Genomic DNA, 19,686 nt, shown 5'->3' on the forward strand with positions numbered 1-19,686 from the left:
ACGACAGGTCTGCATGAGGCAGACAATCTGCAGCGAAGTCCCTATTTGTCATTTATGAGGGAGGCCACCATGCCTATCACCGTCGGACAGGACACAGCCAAGACACGCAAGACGCTCAGCGTGAACGGCACGTCGATTGCCTATTACTCGATACCAGCAGCCACCGAAGCCGGGCTTGGGGATTTTACCAAGCTCCCCGCGGCGCTCAAGGTCGTGCTGGAAAACCTGCTGCGGTTCGAGGACGACGGGTTTTCCGTCTCCACGGATGACATCAAGGCTTTTGGCGAATGGGCCAAGAATGGCGGCAAGAACCCGCGTGAGATCGCCTACCGCCCGGCCCGCGTGCTGATGCAGGACTTCACCGGCGTGCCTGCCGTGGTCGACCTTGCCGCCATGCGCGACGGCATCAAGAACCTTGGCGGTGACGCCAACAAGATCAACCCGCTGGTGCCCGTCGATCTGGTGATCGACCACTCCGTGATGATTGATGAGTTCGGCAACCCGCGTGCCTTCCAGATGAATGTGGACCGTGAGTACGAACGCAACATGGAACGCTACCAGTTCCTGAAATGGGGTCAGGGCGCGTTCAACAACTTCCGCGTCGTGCCACCGGGCACCGGCATTTGCCACCAGGTGAACCTGGAATATCTTGCCCAGACCGTCTGGTCCGACGTGGACCAGAACGGCGAGGAAGTCGCCTATCCTGACACACTGGTGGGCACAGACAGCCACACCACCATGGTCAATGGCGCCTCCGTTCTGGGCTGGGGCGTTGGTGGTATCGAGGCTGAGGCCGCGATGCTCGGCCAGCCGATCTCCATGCTGATCCCCGAAGTCGTGGGCTTTGAGCTGACAGGCGAGATGATGGAAGGCACCACCGGCACCGACCTCGTGCTGAAGGTCGTCGAGATGCTGCGCGCCAAGGGCGTTGTTGGCAAATTTGTCGAATTCTACGGCTCTGGACTGGATCGTTTGCCGCTGGCCGACCGTGCGACCATTGCCAACATGGCGCCGGAGTATGGCGCCACCTGCGGCTTCTTCCCGATCGACGGGGAGACCATCCGCTACCTGCGCAACACCGGCCGCGATGAAGCTCGCCTTGCTCTGGTGGAGGCCTATGCCAAGGAAAACGGGTTCTGGCGCGACGAAAACTACGCGCCGATCTACACCGACACGATGACGCTCGACATGGGCACCATCGTACCGGCGATTTCCGGCCCGAAACGCCCTCAAGATTATCTGGCGCTCGACATCGCCGCGCCCGCGTTCAAGAAGGTGGTATCCGACTACCGTGGTGTTGATGCGTCCTCTGATGCAGCCGACATGGCCTCCGAGGGGCCAGCGCCGACGGCACCTGTCGATCCGCGTAAATCCCACCCCGTGAAGGGCGAGGAGTTCGAGCTGCGCGACGGCTCCGTTGTGATTGCCTCGATCACCTCCTGCACCAACACATCGAACCCCTATGTGATGATCGGTGCCGGTCTGGTGGCGAAAAAGGCGCATGAACTCGGTCTCGACAGTAAACCTTGGGTCAAGACCTCGCTCGCGCCCGGCTCTCAGGTGGTGTCGCATTATCTGGAGGCCGCGGGCCTGCAGGAGCATCTGGACGCGATCGGTTTCAACCTCGTGGGCTATGGCTGTACCACCTGCATCGGCAACTCCGGCCCGATCCAGCAGGAGTTCTCCGACGCCATTTCCGAGGGCGATCTGGTGGCGGCATCGGTCCTGTCCGGCAACCGCAACTTCGAAGGCCGGATCAGCCCGGACGTGCGCGCCAACTACCTAGCCTCACCGCCGCTCGTGGTGGCCTATGCGCTGGCTGGCGACATGAATGTCGATCTGACCAACGACCCGCTGGGACAGGACAAGGATGGCAATGACGTCTACCTGAAGGACATCTGGCCGACCCAGAAAGAAATCGCCGATCTGGTCGAGGCCACAGTCACCCGCGAGGCGTTCCAGTCCAAATATGCCGACGTCTTCAAGGGCGACGAAAAATGGCAGGGCGTGGAAACCACCGAAGCGGAAACTTACGACTGGCCCGCAGCCTCGACCTATATCCAGAACCCGCCCTATTTCCAGAACATGGGCGCGGAGCCGGGCACCATTCAGGACGTTGTGGGCGCCAAGACGCTCCTGATCCTTGGCGATATGGTCACCACCGACCACATCTCTCCGGCGGGGTCCTTCGCGACCACCACACCCGCGGGTAAATACCTGCTCGACCGTCAGGTGCAGCCGCGGGAGTTCAACTCCTACGGGTCGCGTCGTGGCAACCACGAGATCATGATGCGCGGCACGTTCGCCAATATCCGCATCAAGAACGAGATGCTGGACGGCGTTGAAGGCGGCTATACCAAAGGCCCCGATGGTCAGCAGACCTCGGTTTATGAGGCGTCCATGGCGCATCAGGAGGCCGGCACCCCGCTGGTTGTCTTCGGTGGCGAGCAATATGGCGCCGGGTCTTCGCGCGACTGGGCGGCCAAAGGCACTGCGCTCCTGGGCGTCAAGGCAGTGATTGCCGAGAGCTTCGAGCGCATCCACCGCTCCAACCTCGTGGGGATGGGCGTCATTCCGTTTGAGTTCACTGGCGGCGACTCCCGCAAGTCACTGAAACTCACCGGCGATGAGATCGTGGACATCAAGGGTCTTGAGAGCGTCACGCCGCTGCAGGAGGTCGACTGCGCCATCACCTATCCCGATGGCAGCAGCAAGACCATCACCCTGAAATGTCGCATCGATACGGCCCCGGAGATCGAGTACATCGAAAACGGTGGCGTGCTGCATTATGTGCTGCGCAAGCTCGCGAAAAGCTGATCGTGACCGGTTCGACAATGGCGCGGGCGGCACAGTGTGCCGCCCTTTTTTATTGCGACTACAAGATGGTAACACAAGCATAACACCCCGTGTGATACGCATGATCCATCTGCCGTAAGGACCTAACGAGGCGTCAGAATGATTGCTGTTATCACCAAGTATTATCCGCTCCATGCCCGATTTGAAGAAGTTCTGAACCTTGCGACCGCCCTGTCGAAGGATGACAAGGGTCTCCGCAAGGGATGCTATGAAACCCGCCTTTATGCTTCGCCGGAGCATGGCGAAATCAAATCCGTAAGCTTGTGGGAAAATCGGGAAATCTTTGAGGCATATCTCGATCACGTGATTTCAGGGGACGAGCTTCTGGAGTTTCAGTCCACCTACATGCGGCGCGAGATTGATACGCGCATCTATGAGACCATCGACACAGGTGTGATCGGCCAGTTTCCGGTTGAGACAGAGCTGGAACGCCGACAGATCAGCTGTTGAGCGGCCGCGTCAGCCCCTGACGACCTCCGTCGCGGCGGGTGGTCTTGTCATTTCTGCCTGCCCGCGCTTGAGTGGCATCATGGTGCAGCCGCTGCATCTTTCAGCGTGGGAGACCCTGATGACCAAAACCGTCCTAGTTACCGGAGGCACTTATGGCCTCGGCCGTGCCATTTCGGTGCAATTCTCCAACGATCACAATGTCCTGCGCTCGTATTTGAATACACCGCCATCCGATGATCTGGAGGCACAGACCAATGTGGTTTCCATCCCATGTGACCTGCTGCAGGACGAAAGCGCCGCGGATCTGGTCGCGCAGGTGATCGAAAAATTTGGCCGGTTGGATGTGATCGTCAACAACGCCGGACTGGTGCAATCGACCCCGAAAGAGAAATTCGACGCCGCGGCCCATCGCCGGGTGTTCGAGCTGAATACCATCGTGCCACAAGCCATCCTCGCCGCCGCCCTGCCCCATCTGAGGCCTGGCGCCAGTATCGTCAACATCTCGTCGATAAACGCCGATCTGCCGCCCCGGGATGCGGCCAGCTATGGTGCCAGCAAGGCGGCGCTGAACCTCTGGACCCGCGCGATGGCCAAGGAACTGGGACCAGAGGGCATTCGCGTGAACGCGGTGGCACCTGGCGCGATCAACGTGCCCGAAGCGCCCCGCCCAGACGAACTGACCGAGACCTTCGTGAAGGACACCGCCCTGGGTCGCCCCGGAACCCCGGAGGACATCGCCAAGGCGGTGTATTTTCTGGCCTCTGACAATGCCAGCTTCATCACCGGCGCAGTGCTGCCGGTGACCGGAGGCTACCGGCTCTGAACCGGATCAATAGGCCGCGTGAAAGATCTCGCGACTATGGGTCGGGGTCTCCACCTCATCCATCAGCGCCACGGCATAGTCTTCGGCAGAGATCCGGCTGTTGCCCGCCTCATCCGTCATCAATTCCCGGCCGCCAAGACGGAACTTACCTGTCCGCTCACCGGGTTCGATCAATCCAGCCGGTGCCACCACGGTGAAATCGAGGTCACTTGCGGCGATCTTCTCGAACGCCTGCCGCATGCCCTGTGCCTCCGCGCGGTAGGCCTCTGGCACGACATCCGCCACCGGGCTTCCATCCGGCAGGTTCAGCGACCCCGCGCCGCCCACGATGACCACCCGGTTCCCGCCCAGTCCAGCGATCAGGGCTTCGGCATAGGCGTTGGATTCGGCGATCGCGTCGCCGGTGCTGCGCGGGCTGACCGCGGTGATGGTGACATCCGCCGCTTCGGCCTGCGCTGCGAGTGCCGCCGTATCGCTGACGTCCAGCTTAACGGACTGCACCCCGTCGAGCACTGCGACCTCGGGGCTGCGACTGCCGATGGTCAGCTCATGACCACGCGACAGGGCCTCTGCTACGATCCGGCTGCCGATCATGCCGGTGCCGCCCAGAACAAATAGCTTCATTTGATGTCTCCAACTTGATAGTTACTGATAGGAACTACCTAAGGGCAGAGAACCGCGCCCGGAATACGCATGTTTTGAGCACATAGTTACCTGAAAGGAACCGCCATGGGACGCCGACGCGCCTTGGAATACGACTGCGCCATCCGGGATGTTCTGGATCGCATTGGCGATGCCTGGTCGGTGCTGGTGATCATGGAGCTGTCAAAAGGCCCCTGCCGCTTCAATGCCTTGCGCCGCGTCATTGAAGCAATCTCTCAGCGCATGCTCTCGGTGACCCTGCGCAATCTCGAACGTGATGGGCTGGTGTCTCGTCAGGTGCTGGACACCTCGCCGCCGCAGGTGGAATACAGCCTGACCGAACGGGGGGCCTCACTACACGGCGCAATTAGCCATCTGGCGCATTGGGCGGAGACACATCAGCCGGGAATTCGCACCTCCCGCGCCGCCTACGACGCGAAAGAGCCCATCGCCTCCTGACGGGATCAGCGGCGCCTACTCCGCCGCCTTTTCCATCGCCGGTCGGATAGTCTGTTCCAGCACTTTCGCCGTAATCGGTCCGGCAAAGCGCAGCACAATGGTGCCCTCGCCATCAATCACATAGGTTTCCGGCACGCCGTAGAGACCCCAGTCGAGCGCCATGCGCCCGTTCTCGTCCCGTCCGACGCCCGCATAGGGATCACCAAGCTCCTCGAGGAAGCTTTGCGCATTGCCCAGCTGGTCCTTGTAATTCACCCCGTATATCGCCACGCCCTCCTCAGAGAGCGCCGTGAGGCTCGGGTGTTCGGCGCGACATGGGCCGCACCAGCTGGCCCAGTAGTTGACCAGCTTAACCTCGCCATCGCGCAGGGTCTCATTGGCAAAGCTCTCCTTGCCGGGAAAGTCGCTCAGCGCCACTGCCGGGGCGGCCTTGCCCTCCCGCGCGGATGGCAGGTTCTCCGGGTCCTCGCGGCCCATGCCAACAAACGCCAGTCCGACAAAACCCGCAAAGACAACCACCGGAAGCGCCATCATGGGCGAGATCTTAGCCATTGCCACGTATCCTCTTTTCGACAGACTTCAGCTCTGAACGGACCCGGGCACCGCGCCACAGGGTCACGACAAGCAACAGCGCCAGCAGCAGCAGCGATGCGGCATAGGCGGACAACACCGTGTCAGCGTATTTTCCAAGATCAGGCATCTGACATCCTTTCCCGCGCGATCAGCGTCTTCATCCGGCGGGCGCGGATTTCCGTTCCGGTCCGGTAGAGCACCAATGCGATGAAAAACAGAATGAACCCCGCCATGCATGTGTAGAGCGGAAAGGCAAAGACATCCGCGACATTCTCTTCCTTGTCGAGCGACAGCGACGCGCCCTGATGCAGCCCCTGATTCCAGAAATTCACCGCATAGCGCGACAGCACCGCAAAAACAGAGCCCACGAGGCAAAGGATCGAGGTCAGGTCAGCCGCGGTGTCCGGATTGTCGATCGCTTCCCAGAGCGCAATGTAGCCGAGGTAGAACAGGAACAGCACCAGAAAGGAGGTCAGCCGCGGGTCCCAGGCCCACCAGGTGCCCCACATCGGTTGCCCCCAGATCGCGCCGGTGATCAGCGCGATCAGGGTCATGATGATCCCTACAGGGGCGGCTGCTTTGGCGGCCAGCGCGCTAACATGGTGCCGACGGATGACCCAGATCAGTGAGGCCAGCAGCATCATGAACCAGGCATTGATCGCCATCAGCGCGGCCGGCACATGCAGGTAGATGATCTTGACGGTGGAGCCCTGTCGGTAATCATCCGGCGTGAAGAAGAACCCCCAGATCAGCCCGCCGACAATCAACGCGGCAGAGGCCACCCAAAGGGACGGCAGCACACGCTCGCTGGTGTGCAGGAATTTCTTCGGATTGGCGTATTCCCAGATCGACATGCTGGCCTTCTAGCTCTTGTTTCGGGTCATCACAATCTCCTGCTGCTAGCGCAAATTGACGCGCAGCACAGCAGCGGAGGCAAAGGGTAAAAGCGCGATGGCACCAAGCGTGATCCCGCCCAGCATCAGGAGCGGTGTCTCCACCGCCATCCCTGCCGCGCCGCGTCGGGCGGCCTCAGCGCCAAAAATCAGTGTCGGCACGTAAAGCGGCATCACCAGCAGCGACAGCAGGAGGCCACCGCGCTTCAGCCCCACGGTCAAAGCAGCACCAAAGGTGCCAATCACCGACAGCGCAGGCGTCCCGATCAACAGCGAAAGCGTGATCCAGAGATAGCCGCCTGCGGGCAGGTTCAACAGCACCCCCAGCACCGGCGCCGCCAGCACCAGCGGCAATCCGGTGGTGAGCCAATGCGCCAGCGATTTCACGCTCAAGACAGCCTCAAGCGGCAGGGGCGCGGTGGCCAGCAGGTCGAGAGATCCATCCTCCCAGTCCAGCGCCAGCAGCCGGTCCAGCGACAGAAGGCACGCCAACAGCGCACCCAGCCACAACACGCCGGGCGCAATCACCGCAAGCGTGGCGGAGTTCGGACCCACCGAGAACGGCACCATCACGGTCACGATCAGAAAGAACGCAAGCCCCAGCCCGAAGCCGCCCCCGGCGCGAAACGCCAGCCGCAGGTCCCGCAGCAACAGCGCGCTCACAGGAAGCCCCCGTCATCCGCATCCAGCGCCGGCAGCTTTGCCTTGAACGGTGTCAGGTCCAAAACCCGCCCCTCGATGCCGAGGTCGATATGGGTCGCCATGATCGCCGCACCACCGGAGTTGAGATGAGCGCGGATGGTGGCAGCGAACAGCTGCACCGAGGCGGCATCAAGGCTCACTGTCGGCTCATCGAGGATCCAGAGCCGCCGCCCGGTGACCATCAACCGCGCCAGCGACAGGCGACGTTTCTGCCCGGCGGACAGGCTACCTGCGGCTCGTGTCCGGAGCGCCGCCAGGTTAAAGGCCTTGATCGCCGGCTCAATGTCGTGGGCGCCGAACACCCGCGCCCAGAATGTCAGGTTTTCCTCAACCGTCAGCGTCAGTTTCAGACCATCCGCATGGGCCGCATAGGCAATATCGTCCGGGTCGCCGAGGATCTCTCCGGCAAGCGGGGGCTGAAGTCCGGCCAACGTGCGCAACAAGGTCGTCTTGCCGATCCCGTTAGGACCGCGCAGCACAAGCGCCGTTGCTGCAGGCAGCGCAAACTGCACGCCTTCAAGCACCGGAAAACCTGCCCGGCTCACGCTCAGATCCCTGACGTCAATCATATGCGCCCCGCAGCATAGCACCCATGGCCTAATCTATTGCTATCATGCATGAAAAGCAGATCTTCACATGGTTTGCCTTGCGCCAGATCAAACTGGCAGTGCGGCCAGCGCGATGCGGCGGCCTTCGGACAGGAGCACATTGTAGGTGCGGCAGGCGGCCGGCGAATTCATCACCTCGACGCCCAGCCCGGCCTGCTCCAGCTCCGCGCGCAGATCAGCCGGAATATGGGCGATCTCAGCCCCGGTCCCCACAAACAGCACATCGACATCGCCAGCCAGCGCCAACAGGGGCGCGGTGTCGGCATAGCCGCCCCATGTGCGGGTGCCCGTCGCACCGGTGAGAATGGCCCCTTCGTGGAGGTCACCACCGACACGAAAGAAGCCCGGCCCATAGCCGTCGACCGGAACGGCATCGGAATAAACCACTTCGTTGAGGCGCATGACACTCTCCTTCCTGACGATTGCACTGGTGAATACCACGCAAGTTGAAATGCTGAAACCGGCAAGTGGACATGCGAGGCTCTGCCTCGCGCTCCGAGATATTTTTGAAAAGATGAAGCCAGTCTGGTCGCGCTGTAGGTCACCCGCATCGAATATGAGGGCCTGATGTAGCCCCCCTGAACGCAAAACAGCCGCGGCATGTTACCGCGGCTGCTTCAAGTCTGTTATCGCCGAAAATCAGGCGTCGATTTTGGCAAACTGATTGCCCGTTGTGTTGTCGGGCTTGGACCAATCCCGTTTGACACCCAGCCAAAGCAGGATAGTGGAGGCCACGAAGATCGACGAATAGGTGCCGATCACAACGCCCCAGATCATCGCGAAGACAAAGCCCCGGATCACATCGCCACCCAGCACGTAAAGCGAGATCAGTGCCAGCAGCGTGGTGACCGAGGTCATCACCGTCCGGCTCAGCGTCTCGTTGATGGAGATGTTCAGAACCTCCGACAGCGGCTTTTGCTTGTACCGGCGCAGGTTTTCCCGCACCCGGTCAAACACCACCACGGTGTCGTTCAGCGAGTAGCCAACGATCGTCAGCAACGCCGCGATGATGGCGAGGTCGAACTTGATCTGCAGTTCGGAGAACACCCCGATGGTCAGAATGACATCATGCACCAGCGCCGCCACGGCACCGAGTGCAAACTGCCACTCAAAGCGCAGCCAGATGTAGATCAGCACGGCCCCGATCGCCAGCGCAACCGCCAGAAACGCTGTCTGCACCAGCTCACCGGACACCTTCGGGCCGACGCTTTCCACGGAGATGAATTTGATCCCTGGCGCCACCTCATCCAGCACAGCCTGGACATCGGCGATCACCTGGCTCGACAGGGCTTCACCATCCTGTTGGGCCTCGATCCGAATCATCGCAACGTGCTGATCGTCTTCGAAGGTCGGATCGAACACCTCGGTGATTGTGATGTCCCCGAGCCCAAGCGGCGCAATGGCATCACGATAGGTGCCGATATCCAGATCCTGCTCCGCCTCCGTGCGGATGGTGGTGCCGCCCCGGAAGTCGATGCCGAAGTTCAGCCCCTGCAGCGCAAAGGACGCAAAGCCAATGACGACCATCAGCGCCGATATCCCCAGCCAGAGCTTCCAGCGCTTGAAGAAATCGAAGGAAGTTCCTTCAGGTACGAGTTTCAACCGCATCTCATTACACCTCGATGGTTTTGGGGCGGCGACGTTCGAACCACATCACGATAATCAGTCGGGTGACGAAAATCGCGGTGAAGACCGAGGTCATGATACCGAGCCCAAGGGTGATGGCAAAGCCGCGCACCGGGCCTGAGCCCATGGCAAAGAGGATCACGGCGGTGATGAAGGTGGTGATATTGGCGTCCACGATTGCCGAGAGCGCCTTGGAGTAGCCCTCGTCGATGGCTTTGGCCGGACCACGCCCGGCTTTCAGCTCCTCGCGGATGCGCTCAAAGATCAGCACGTTGGCGTCTACTGCCATGCCGACCGTCAAGACGATGCCCGCGATACCCGGCAGGGTCAGTGTGCCGCCAATGAGGCTGAGCGCGCCAAAGATCAGGGCGATGTTCAGGATCAATGCGATATTGGCGAAGAAACCAAACATCCCATAGCTCAGCATCATGAAGACCAGCACCCCGACAAAGGCGACAACCGTGGCCACCTTGCCTGCGTCGATGCTGTCCTGACCCAACTCTGGACCGATGGTGCGCTCTTCCAGGAACTGAAGCTCCGCAGGCAATGCGCCCGCACGCAGAAGAACGGCGAGATTGGTACTTTCCTCGACGCTGAAATTGCCGGTGATGATACCGGAGCCGCCGGGGATATGCGAACGGATCACCGGAGCGGAAATTACCTCATCATCCAGCACGATGGCAAAGGGCGCGCCGATGTTCTGGGCGGTATAATCGCCGAACTTGCGCGCACCGGCCGTGTTGAACCGGAAATTCACCGCAGGCTGACCGTTCTGGTCAAAGGCCGGCTGCGCGTCCACCAGCTCTTCGCCGGTGACGACAGGCGCGGATTCCACGGTGTAGAATGTGCCCGGCTCATCCAGAGACGGAATGAGCTTGTTGCCAATGCCGGGGTTTTCCTCGGCATCCGAGCCGCGGCTGACCACCGGGTTGAAGGTCAACTGAGCCGTGGTGCCGATGATCTCTTTGAGTTCTGCCGCAGAGCCGATCCCCGGCACCTGGATCAGAATACGGTCACTGCCCTGACGCTGGATCGTTGGCTCGCGCGTGCCAACCTCGTCAATCCGGCGGCGGATGATTTCCAGCGACTGACGCACGGTACGATCATCAGAGGCCAGCTTTTCTTCATCCGACAGCGCAATGGTGATCATGTCACCCTGCCCGCTGACCGTGATATCCGTGGCACCGGCACCGGTGAGCGAGGTCACCGGGTTGGCCAGCCCCCGCACCAGTTCCAGCGCGCGGGTCATGCCGCTTTCATCCGACAGGCGCAGACGAATCTGATCCGCTGGCGCCTCCGGAACCCGGCGGAAGGTCCCGACACTGCCGCGCTCCTCCCGCAGGGTGTTGCGCACCTCGGGCCAGAGACCGTCCATGCGTGCGGCATAGACGTCCGAGACCCGCACTTCGGCAAGCAGATGCGCACCGCCGCGCAGGTCGAGACCGAGGTTCACCAGACCGGAGGGCATCCACTCTGGCCATTGTTCTGCCACTGCCAGACGCTCGGGCGTTTCGCCCTGAACGGCTATCTCGGCATAGGCATCGTTTGACTGTTCCACACGGGTGTAGAACGCGTTGGGCAGGGCGAGCAAAAGGCCGGCAACGCAAACCAGCCAGATGAGCACCCTCTTCCAGGTATCAATTTGCAGCATTACCCTGCCTTTTCAGAAACGTAAGAGGCGAGGCTCAGGATGCGGGCTCGGTCTTGTTCAGAACCTGAGCGATGGTGGATTTCACCACGCGCACTTTGACGCCTTCGGCGATCTCGACTTCAACTTCGCCGTCTTCCTTAACCTTGGCGACCTTGCCGATCATGCCACCCTGGGTCACGACCTGGTCACCACGGCGCAGGGCCTCGACCATGCTCTGATGTTGCTTCATTTTCTTCTGCTGCGGACGGATGAGCAGGAAGTACATGATCGCAAAAATCAGGATCAGCGGGATAAATTGGGCGATTGCGCCACCTTCCATGGGGTGTTCCTTCTGTCTGTAAGGGGGCCCTGTGTTAGCGCCCGGATTTTGCGGGGAACCTATGCGGTGCATTAAGGCTTTGCAAGGCGCGGCAGACGCGATCCATACCGGTTTCACGAGGCCAGGGCGCCGTTCCGGCCCGATTGCCACAATCCGCGCGGGAACATCCCCGGATGACGGCCCTGCCCTCTTCCCCTTCGCCCGCCGCTCGGGCATAGCTGTCAGCATTGATTCAATCCGCATGACAGGAGCAGACCCATGCATGACATCCGTGCAATCCGCGAGAACCCGGCCGCCTTCGACGCCGCCCTGGCGCGTCGTGGAGAGTCTGCCCTGTCGTCTCAGGTGCTGGAGCTGGACGAGGCCCGCCGCGCCAAGATCCTGGCGGCAGAAACCGCACAGGCCGACCAGAACAAGGCCGCCAAAGCCATCGGTGCCGCCAAGGCCAAGGGCGATGAGGCCGAGTTTGAACGCCTGCGTGCAGAGGTTGCCGACAAGAAAGCAGAAGTCGCCACCGTGCAGGCCGAAGCCAAGGAGCTGGACGCCAAGCTGACCGACATGCTGGCGCGCATTCCCAACAGCCCGGCCGCGGATGTGCCCGACGGCGCGGATGAGGATGACAACGTCGAAGTTAAAAAATGGGGTGATTTGCCGCAGTTCGATTTCGCGCCCAAAGAGCATTTCGAGATCGCGGGTGTCGCCAAGGCGATGGATTTCGAGACGGCTGCCAAAATCTCCGGTTCGCGTTTCGTGGTGCTGAAAGGCGCCGTGGCGCGCATTCACCGGGCGCTGGCGCAATTCATGATCGACACCCATGTGGATGAGAACGGTCTCACCGAGATCAACTCGCCGGTATTGGTCCGTGACGAGGCCATGTATGGCACTGATAAGCTGCCGAAATTTGGCGAAGACAGCTACCAGACCACCAATGGCTGGTGGCTGGTGCCTACCTCCGAAGTGCCGCTGACCTATTCGGTGGCCGGTGATGTGATTGAGGAAGGCGCGCTGCCTATTCGCTACACCTCCCACACGCTGTGCTTCCGCTCCGAAGCAGGCTCGGCGGGCAAGGACACATCCGGCATGCTGCGCCAGCACCAGTTCGAGAAGGTCGAGATGGTGTCGATCGTGCATCCGGAAAAATCCGACGACGAACAAAAGCGTATGCTGGGCTGCGCCGAGGGCATTCTGGAAAAACTCGGCATCCCTTATCGCACCGTGGTGCTCTGCACCGGCGACATCGGGTTTGGCGCTCGCCGCACCTTTGACATCGAGGCCTGGGTGCCGGGTCAGGAAACCTATCGCGAGATCTCTTCGGTCTCCACCACAGGTGATTTCCAGGCTCGGCGCATGAACGCCCGCTTCAAACCCGCCGATGGTGGCAAGCCGGAGTTTGTGCACACGCTGAACGGCTCTGGCCTCGCTGTGGGTCGTTGCCTGATCGCGGTGCTGGAGAACGGTCAACAGGCGGATGGCTCCGTCACACTGCCCGATGCGCTTGCGCCCTATCTGAACGGCAAGCTGACCCTCACCGCCGATGGTGTTCTGAGCTGACACCAGCGCTGCTGCCCCTCCACCATGCGGGGGCCGAGCAGTATCGGACAAACGAAAACCGGCGCCACATGAGCGCCGGTTTTTTTATCGACAAAAGTTTGGAAACGGACGCCTATTTGTCCTTCTTCTTTTTCTTGCCCTTGTCTTTGTCCTTCTTTTTCTTCTTGTCACCGGATTTTTCCGAAAGGATCTTCTTCGCTTTGGCTTTTTCCTTGGTGATCTCGGACTTGGCCTTGCCTTTTTCCTTCTTGGCCTTGGACTTCGCCTTTTCCTTGGCTGCCGCAAATTCGGCCATCAGCGCCTTGGCCTTCTTGGCAGCCTTCTCAGCCTTGGCCTCGGCCTTGGCGGCCTTCTCCTCGGCGGCCAGACGTGCGGCTTCGGCAGCGGCAACCGCACGGTCAACGCCCTCGCGCGTCTGGGCATCAACGGTATCCGCACCGGATTTCACCGCCTGAGCCGCACGTGTCGCGGCACCTTTGGCCGCTTCGATCGTCGCCGGCTTGGTCTTGGCGGGGCTGACCTGACGCGGCTTGCGCACCGCTGGCGCAGCCTTTCCGGCAGGTTTGGCAGTGCGTCGCGCGGCAGGTGTCGTGCCACCGCTCCCCGCCAACTCCGTCGCGGCAGATTTCAGACGCGCCACGCGACTAACCCCTAATCCTGGCACCTGCGCCAACTCCGCCTCAGGTTTCGCTGCAAGATCTTCGACCGAGCGAACACCGTGGTCCTGCAGCGCTTTCGCCAGCGCGGGCCCCACACCGGGGAGCTTTAAAATCGGGGTCATGCGTCTGTTCTACCTCCAAAAAACCTAAATCCTGTCGTGCAGGAAGGTTAGCATCTGTTTTTGATCTATGTCCAACCTCTCGCAGGCTGCAACCATGGCTCACGCGGGAAAAGGCACCAAACGCTTTTGGTCTTCGTCCCATAGTTTCAGGCCAAGTGCGCGGATTGCCTCGCCAAACTTGACCCGGTGCGGCGCCATGTCGTCTGGCAGGTTGTAGTGACACGCCCGCAGCCGATAGCTGGGAATGCGAGCGTTGAAATGGTGGATGTCGTGCAGGGTGATATTCGCCACGGCAAAATCGAAAAACCAGCCGAAATCCAGACAGGAGGACCCCTGCAAGGCCGCATCCCGAGGGTCAAGATCCGGGCGACGGTCCCAGTAGGTGTCCTCAAAGTTATGCTGCAGATAGACCAGAAACACACCAATCATCCCGCCCAGAAACGAGAAGCCGAACCAGATCAAAACCCCTTCACTCCCCGCGATCAGGTAGAGCGCATAGAGCAAGAGAATGATCGACAGGTTGTGCAGAACCACCGGGACAACGCCGAATTCCAGCGTGTTTTTCGGCCAGCGATAGCGGATGAAATATGTGAAGGCGGCACCAAGCGGCACCAGCACAAACGGGTTGCGATAAAGCCGATATTGCAGACGCGTCCAAAATCCGGCGTCACGCCATTCCGAAACCGTCATGGTGTGAATTTCGCCAGTCTCGCGATGCTCCAGGTTGCCGACATTGGCGTGATGCAGATTGTGGTTCTGCTTCATCACCTCAAACGGCGCAAAGGTGAACGGCGACAACCCGTGGCCAGCCCATTCGTTCTGGGCCCGAGTTTCAAACAGAGAATGGTGGCCAGTGTCGTGCTGCAGCACATAAAGCCGCACGGCGCTGAAGGCGAAGACAACGCCCGCTGGCCACACGACAAACCACAGATGGGAAAAATGAATAGCCAGATACAAGGCCGTGAAATAAACGGCAAAAGTTCCAAAATAGCTCAACGCGGCAAGCCGGTTGTCTTTGTCTGTATACTGGCGTGTGTATGCTCTCAGATCCATATCTGACCCCATAAATACGCTGCGTAACGCGCATATGACGGCGCGCGGTGCGGATAATATTGCACTCTCTGTCAGTTAATATGCGTACCTCCTATGACAAGAGGCAAGCGAAAAGGAAACATGTCAAAGCGCGGGGCACCGAGCAGGCGTTTGCCGGTCAGCTGCCGCATCCCGGGATCCAAGGGTGATCAGATCGGCGCGTTGGACAGCGCCAGAACCCCCATCTGCTCCAGCCCCTGCAGCACACTGTCCACCGCAACGGTCGCCAGAATAAGCCCCATGACCCGGCTGACAACGCTGACCCCGGTCTGGCCAATCAGCTTCTGGATCTTGCTGGCCAGCAACAGCAGCAAAAATGTAATCACAAGCACAAAAAGCAGGACCACGGCGGTCATCGTCTGCTCCACGATCCCGGTGGAGTGATTGTCGGTCAAGATCACCACCGCCAAGATCGCTCCCGGCGACGCGATCGACGGGATCGCCAGCGGGAAGACCGCCCCGGAGAGATCTTCGGTCTCGGCTTCCTTGATCTCGCTTGCGGCCTTGGTTTCGCCAAAGATCATGCTGAGGGCAAAGAGGAACAAGATGATCCCGCCGGCGATCTGGAACGCGCCAAGACGCAGACCAATGCCTTCCAGAATGATCTGCCCGAGCACCAGAAACAGCCCAAGCACCAGCGCCGAGACCAATACCGCCCGCAGAGCAAAGGACCGATGCAAGCGTTGCGGCACTGCTGCCGTGGCAAACAGAAACACCGGGATGGTCCCGACCGGGTCGATCACCACAAAGAGCGTGATGAATTCACGGAGCAGGTCCTGAAACGCGAAAGGCCAGCTCATGAGGTGCGATCTCCTGTCAGCAGTGGACCGCGCCAGCCGGGATCAGCTTTTGCGACCGTCGAGGTGTTTGCGCAAGCGCGATGGCGTCGACTTTTTCTTGCCCTTGTAGGGGTTCTTGTCGCCCTGCCCGCGCAGCGTCAACCGGATCGGCGTGCCAGGCATGTCGAAATCCTCGCGCAGCCCGTTGACCAGATAGCGGTTGTAGCTTGCTGGCATCTTGTCGGGATGCGAGCACATCACCACAAAGCCCGGTGGCCGGGTCTTGGCCTGGGTCATGTAGCGCAGCTTGATGCGCTTGCCCTGCGGTGCGGGCGGCGGGTGCTGCTCCAGCATGCCCGAAAGCCAGCGGTTCAGCGCCGCCGTGGGAATGCGCCGGTTCCAGACGTCATGGGCCTTCATGATGGCATCATGCAGCCGGTCGAGGCCCCGGCCCGTCTTGGCAGACACGGTAATCAGCGGCGCCCCGCGCAGCTGCGGCAGCAGGCGGTCGAAGGCTTCCTTGAGCGCCTTCAGCTTTTCCTGCTTCTCGTCCTCGATGTCCCATTTGTTCACCGCGACAACCACGGCGCGGCCTTCGCGCTCGGCCAGATCGGCAATGCGCAGATCCTGCTGTTCAAACGGGATCGCCGCGTCGAGCAGGACAACGACGACCTCGGCAAATTTCACCGCCCGCAGCCCGTCGGAGACGGAAAGCTTTTCCAACTTTTCCTGCACCTTGGCCTTCTTGCGCATACCGGCGGTGTCAAAGATCCGCATCGGTGTGCCGGCCCAGTCGATCTTGAGGCTGATGGCATCGCGGGTGATACCGGCCTCGGGGCCGGTCAGCAGACGATCCTCACCGAGGATCTTGTTGATCAGGGTGGACTTGCCCGCATTGGGGCGACCGACGACGGCCACTTGCAGCGGTTTTTCCATTGTAGGAATGGGCGTTGCGGCGATTTCCTCGCCCGCGTTGAACTCGGAATCCTCGTCCTCGTCGAGCACCACATCGGTGATCGGAGCGGTCTCAGCGGCCAGTTCCTCGAACTTGTCGGAGACCGGACGCAGCTCGGAGTAAAGATCGTTCAGCCCCTCGCCATGTTCACCCGACAGGCGGATCGGCTCGCCCAGACCAAGCCCGTAAGCCTCAATCACACCGGCGTCGGCGGCAGAGCCTTCGGATTTGTTGGCCGCCAGGATCACATGCGCGGATTTCTTGCGCAGGATTTCGGCAAACAGCTCATCCGTCGGTGTCACCCCGGTGCGCGCGTCGATCATGAAGAGGCAGACATCGGCCATCTCGACAGCGCGCTCGGTCAGGCGACGCATGCGCCCCTCGAGGCTGTTGTCGGTGGCGTCCTCAAGCCCGGCACTGTCGATCACCGTGAACCGCAGATCGCCCAGCCGCGCTGCGCCCTCGCGCAGGTCGCGCGTGACACCGGGCTGGTCGTCGACCAGCGCCAGTTTCTTGCCGACGAGACGGTTGAACAATGTGGATTTGCCCACATTGGGGCGCCCCACGATGGCGAGCGTAAAGGACATGGAACCGAACTTTCCGAGATTGTGAACCGCGCGCATACCGTATCCTTGATGCGCGCGCCAGTAAATAATAACGCGAGGCGCCCGACATCACGGCAATGCCAGCCCGTCCCACGACGGAGCACATCAGCGCGTCTCCAGCCTCACGTGTCGTGCCGCGATATGCCTCTGGCCAAAGCTGAGGCAGTCAGCAGCGACGATCTGAAATCAGCACAGCTCGCTGCCTGTCAGCGAAACGCTGCGAGGTTTCCGTCGCGGGTCACCACATAAAGCGTGCCGTTTGCCACCACCGGTTCTGTCGTCGCACCGCCCTTGACCTCGACCGTTCGCACGAGGCTGCCATCAACGGGATTGAAGAACCGCAACAGCCCGTCGTTGGACGCGACCACCAGCTGCCCACCGGCAAGGATGGGGCCATGGTGGGCCACGATCTCGGCCCGTTTGCGCGGTTTGTCCTTGAGATAGCCCGGCAGATCCACCGACCAGATGGTTTTGCCGTCATTTGCGCCAAGGCGCATCAGGCGGCTGCGGTCATTGACCAGGAACACGCTGCCACCGGCAACCCAGACCGGACCAAAGGTTCCCTCAAACGCGGTCCACAGCCGCTCGCCCGACTTGACGTCAAACGCGGCCGTCCGGCCAGAGTGATTGCCGACATAGACCCGATTGCCGTCCATGAACGGTGCGCCGGTCACGTCACTGATCTGCGAAATGGCACTGCCCGTGCGCGCACCGGAAACCGAGGCGATCCAGCGCTGGAACCCGCCGCGGCGGAAGCTGCCGACCAGATCCCCGGACCCGAAGGCAAAGACCGAGATCTCAGAGCCGACCACCGGCGCAGGGGCGCCCAGAATATTCGAGGCACTAGGGCTCGCCCGCAGCTGCCACGCGATCCGGCCATCCTTGGTATCCACCACCCAGCCGGTGTCATCCCCGGCCACCAGATACAGCAGACCATCACGAATCGTCGGGTTGCCAGAGCCGGTTGCCTCCAGCTCCTGGCGCCAGACCTGGTTCCCGGTCTTGGCATCCAGCGCCGTCAATACCCCGAACCCGGAGGAGATATAGACCACCCCGTTCGCATAGGCGATGCCACCGCCAGTGGCGTCGCCATCGTCATCCGCGCCCGGCAGGATGGAGCTCTGCCACAGGACCGCACCAGCGGGCGAAACCGCCGAGACCTGGGATGATGCATCAAGCGTATAGATGCGTCCGCCCCCAACAACAGGCGCAGCGGTGATACGCTGCTTGCGGCTGTCGCCTTCACCGATATTGGTGGACCAGATCGGCGCGGGTGCCGCGGACAGGGCTGCATGCGTGGTTCGCGTGGTCGGCTGGCCCGGACTTTGCGTCCAGGCGCCATTGGTCACCGCACGGGGCAACGAAATGGCAACCGCGCGGTTCTGGACGTCACCGCCCTGACCGCCGTGAATGTCCTCCCGCGCACCGCGCAGAATTTCCTCCGGCTCGGAGCACCCCAAAAGCAGGGCCGCAATCGCCGTTGCCATCACACTTGCACGGAGGCCGAAACCGCCTGGACTTGCCGTCATTACCCTGCCCCTGTCGTTATTCATGGGTCATACCACTGGTCTTCTTCGCGGATCTGCTTGTCGCAGATCTCAGCCTTCCTGTGCGTCCGCCTCAGGCGATCCACCAAGGGCCACAATCACTTGAGAGACGCGCTCTTGCAAGTCCCGGGACACACCGGCCGACGCAGCAATCTCGTTAAGACGCGCAAGAGCAGCATCGGTATCGCCCGCTTCAATATCCAAAAGCGCCAATTGCTCGGCCGCCAGATACTGCAGGGAGCCGCCAGCGGCAGCAAGTGTGTCGAGACGCAGACGGCGCTCTTCAGCGGGTAGCGTATCCGCTTGCAGGGTGACCGACTTAAAGGCGGCAATGTCGCGGTAGACCTGCGGCAGGTCCGCCGTGGTCGCGATGCCATCGAGAATAGTCGCAGCCCCTGCGACATCTCCGGCATCGGCCAAAGCGGCGGCTTCAGCCATGTCCACCACTGCTTGCGCGCCAAGGCTGTCGGATGTGATCGCTGCCAGCTCCTCGGCCCGGGTGGACGAGTCGTCGGCGGCCAGCGCCGTCGTCATCGCGTCCCCCACGGCCTGCGCTTCACTGCGCGCCTGCGCCTGGCTGTACTCGCGCCAGGCGGCACCGCCAACGATCAGGACAACCACCACAGCACCGATCCAGCCATAGCGCTTGAGCATCAGGAACAGGCGATCACGGCGGACCTCTTCTGTCACCTCGTTGATGAAACTGTCGGTATCGCTCATGAAACGGCCCTTGTCCCTCGTGTCCGCGCACCCACGATGGGGCGGCATTATCTC

General features: G+C 61.2%; 21 protein-coding genes. 5 read left to right on the plus strand and 16 right to left on the minus strand.

The features are described 5' to 3' along the window. Nucleotides 1-69: 69 nt before the first annotated feature. From acnA to R1T40_RS06830, 3 genes are all read left to right on the plus strand, one after another. The gene (acnA, locus tag R1T40_RS06820; protein ID WP_317386356.1) at nucleotides 70-2,817 is read left to right on the plus strand and encodes an aconitate hydratase AcnA; all 2,748 of its coding nucleotides are present in this window, start codon (nucleotides 70-72) and stop codon (nucleotides 2,815-2,817) included. A 138-nt stretch (nucleotides 2,818-2,955) separates the two neighbouring features. Beyond that, nucleotides 2,956-3,306: a hypothetical protein gene (locus R1T40_RS06825; RefSeq protein WP_317386357.1), complete on the plus strand. Its 351-nt coding sequence runs from the start codon at nucleotides 2,956-2,958 to the stop codon at nucleotides 3,304-3,306. Nucleotides 3,307-3,424: 118 nt separating this feature from the next. Further along, complete coding sequence (locus R1T40_RS06830) at nucleotides 3,425-4,129, plus strand: SDR family NAD(P)-dependent oxidoreductase (protein WP_317386358.1); 705 nt, start codon at nucleotides 3,425-3,427, stop codon at nucleotides 4,127-4,129. Between the two features lie 6 nt (nucleotides 4,130-4,135). Here R1T40_RS06830 and R1T40_RS06835 read toward each other — a convergent pair whose 3' ends face one another. Then, nucleotides 4,136-4,753, minus strand: coding sequence for an NAD(P)-dependent oxidoreductase (locus R1T40_RS06835; RefSeq protein WP_317386359.1), 618 nt, complete (start codon nucleotides 4,751-4,753; stop codon nucleotides 4,136-4,138). 105 nt (nucleotides 4,754-4,858) lie between these two features. On the opposite strand from R1T40_RS06835, the gene R1T40_RS06840 reads away from it, so the two are divergent. Continuing rightward, nucleotides 4,859-5,230 (plus strand): winged helix-turn-helix transcriptional regulator, encoded by a 372-nt coding sequence (locus R1T40_RS06840; RefSeq protein ID WP_317386360.1) that lies wholly within the window; start codon nucleotides 4,859-4,861, stop codon nucleotides 5,228-5,230. Nucleotides 5,231-5,245: 15 nt separating this feature from the next. Here R1T40_RS06840 and R1T40_RS06845 read toward each other — a convergent pair whose 3' ends face one another. The 9 genes from R1T40_RS06845 to yajC all read right to left on the minus strand — a co-directional run bounded on the left by R1T40_RS06845 (nucleotide 5,246) and on the right by yajC (nucleotide 11,602). Next, a complete protein-coding gene (locus tag R1T40_RS06845; protein WP_317386361.1) occupies nucleotides 5,246-5,782 on the minus strand; it encodes a DsbE family thiol:disulfide interchange protein in 537 nt (178 codons plus the stop codon). Further along, nucleotides 5,775-5,930 carry a heme exporter protein CcmD gene (ccmD, locus tag R1T40_RS06850; RefSeq protein ID WP_317386362.1) on the minus strand — a complete coding sequence of 52 codons (156 nt, stop codon included), beginning with the start codon at nucleotides 5,928-5,930 and terminating at the stop codon, nucleotides 5,775-5,777. The genes R1T40_RS06845 and ccmD overlap by 8 nt, the downstream gene beginning before the upstream one ends. Then, a complete protein-coding gene (locus R1T40_RS06855) occupies nucleotides 5,923-6,657 on the minus strand; it encodes a heme ABC transporter permease (RefSeq protein ID WP_317386363.1) in 735 nt (244 codons plus the stop codon). The genes ccmD and R1T40_RS06855 overlap by 8 nt, the downstream gene beginning before the upstream one ends. A gap of 45 nt (nucleotides 6,658-6,702) precedes the next feature. Further along, the gene (gene ccmB / locus R1T40_RS06860; RefSeq protein ID WP_106165276.1) at nucleotides 6,703-7,359 is read right to left on the minus strand and encodes a heme exporter protein CcmB; all 657 of its coding nucleotides are present in this window, start codon (nucleotides 7,357-7,359) and stop codon (nucleotides 6,703-6,705) included. Then, nucleotides 7,356-7,967, minus strand: a complete 612-nt coding sequence (ccmA, locus tag R1T40_RS06865; protein WP_317386364.1) for a heme ABC exporter ATP-binding protein CcmA — start codon at nucleotides 7,965-7,967, stop codon at nucleotides 7,356-7,358. Before ccmA ends, ccmB begins: the two co-directional genes overlap by 4 nt. Nucleotides 7,968-8,054: 87 nt before the next feature. Further along, on the minus strand, nucleotides 8,055-8,408 hold the full coding sequence (locus R1T40_RS06870; RefSeq protein WP_317386365.1) for an Mth938-like domain-containing protein: 354 nt from the start codon (nucleotides 8,406-8,408) through the stop codon (nucleotides 8,055-8,057). A gap of 237 nt (nucleotides 8,409-8,645) precedes the next feature. Next, a complete protein-coding gene (gene secF / locus R1T40_RS06875) occupies nucleotides 8,646-9,614 on the minus strand; it encodes a protein translocase subunit SecF (RefSeq protein ID WP_106165279.1) in 969 nt (322 codons plus the stop codon). A 4-nt stretch (nucleotides 9,615-9,618) separates the two neighbouring features. Beyond that, complete coding sequence (gene secD, locus R1T40_RS06880; RefSeq protein WP_317386366.1) at nucleotides 9,619-11,283, minus strand: protein translocase subunit SecD; 1,665 nt, start codon at nucleotides 11,281-11,283, stop codon at nucleotides 9,619-9,621. 34 nt (nucleotides 11,284-11,317) lie between these two features. Next, entirely contained in the window at nucleotides 11,318-11,602 is a 285-nt protein-coding gene (yajC, locus tag R1T40_RS06885; RefSeq protein ID WP_106165281.1) for a preprotein translocase subunit YajC, read from the minus strand. A gap of 258 nt (nucleotides 11,603-11,860) precedes the next feature. Between yajC and serS the strand changes: the two genes are divergently transcribed. Then, nucleotides 11,861-13,153 (plus strand): serine--tRNA ligase, encoded by a 1,293-nt coding sequence (gene serS / locus R1T40_RS06890; RefSeq protein WP_317386367.1) that lies wholly within the window; start codon nucleotides 11,861-11,863, stop codon nucleotides 13,151-13,153. Between the two features lie 112 nt (nucleotides 13,154-13,265). On the opposite strand, the gene R1T40_RS06895 is transcribed toward serS, so the two are convergent. The 6 genes from R1T40_RS06895 to R1T40_RS06920 form a co-directional block, all read right to left on the minus strand. Further along, a complete protein-coding gene (locus tag R1T40_RS06895; protein WP_317386368.1) occupies nucleotides 13,266-13,934 on the minus strand; it encodes a helix-hairpin-helix domain-containing protein in 669 nt (222 codons plus the stop codon). Nucleotides 13,935-14,033: 99 nt separating this feature from the next. Beyond that, a complete protein-coding gene (locus R1T40_RS06900; RefSeq protein WP_317386369.1) occupies nucleotides 14,034-14,987 on the minus strand; it encodes a fatty acid desaturase in 954 nt (317 codons plus the stop codon). A 188-nt stretch (nucleotides 14,988-15,175) separates the two neighbouring features. Further along, entirely contained in the window at nucleotides 15,176-15,826 is a 651-nt protein-coding gene (locus R1T40_RS06905) for a MarC family protein (protein ID WP_317386370.1), read from the minus strand. A gap of 42 nt (nucleotides 15,827-15,868) precedes the next feature. Further along, the gene (der, locus tag R1T40_RS06910; RefSeq protein WP_317386371.1) at nucleotides 15,869-17,347 is read right to left on the minus strand and encodes a ribosome biogenesis GTPase Der; all 1,479 of its coding nucleotides are present in this window, start codon (nucleotides 17,345-17,347) and stop codon (nucleotides 15,869-15,871) included. Nucleotides 17,348-17,571: 224 nt separating this feature from the next. Next, nucleotides 17,572-18,894, minus strand: a complete 1,323-nt coding sequence (locus tag R1T40_RS06915; RefSeq protein ID WP_317386372.1) for a PQQ-like beta-propeller repeat protein — start codon at nucleotides 18,892-18,894, stop codon at nucleotides 17,572-17,574. A gap of 69 nt (nucleotides 18,895-18,963) precedes the next feature. Then, nucleotides 18,964-19,632 carry a hypothetical protein gene (locus R1T40_RS06920; RefSeq protein WP_106165286.1) on the minus strand — a complete coding sequence of 223 codons (669 nt, stop codon included), beginning with the start codon at nucleotides 19,630-19,632 and terminating at the stop codon, nucleotides 18,964-18,966. Nucleotides 19,633-19,686: the final 54 nt, after the last annotated feature.

The organism is Tritonibacter scottomollicae (genome assembly GCF_032924845.1).
GTDB classification, from domain to species: domain Bacteria; phylum Pseudomonadota; class Alphaproteobacteria; order Rhodobacterales; family Rhodobacteraceae; genus Epibacterium; species Epibacterium scottomollicae.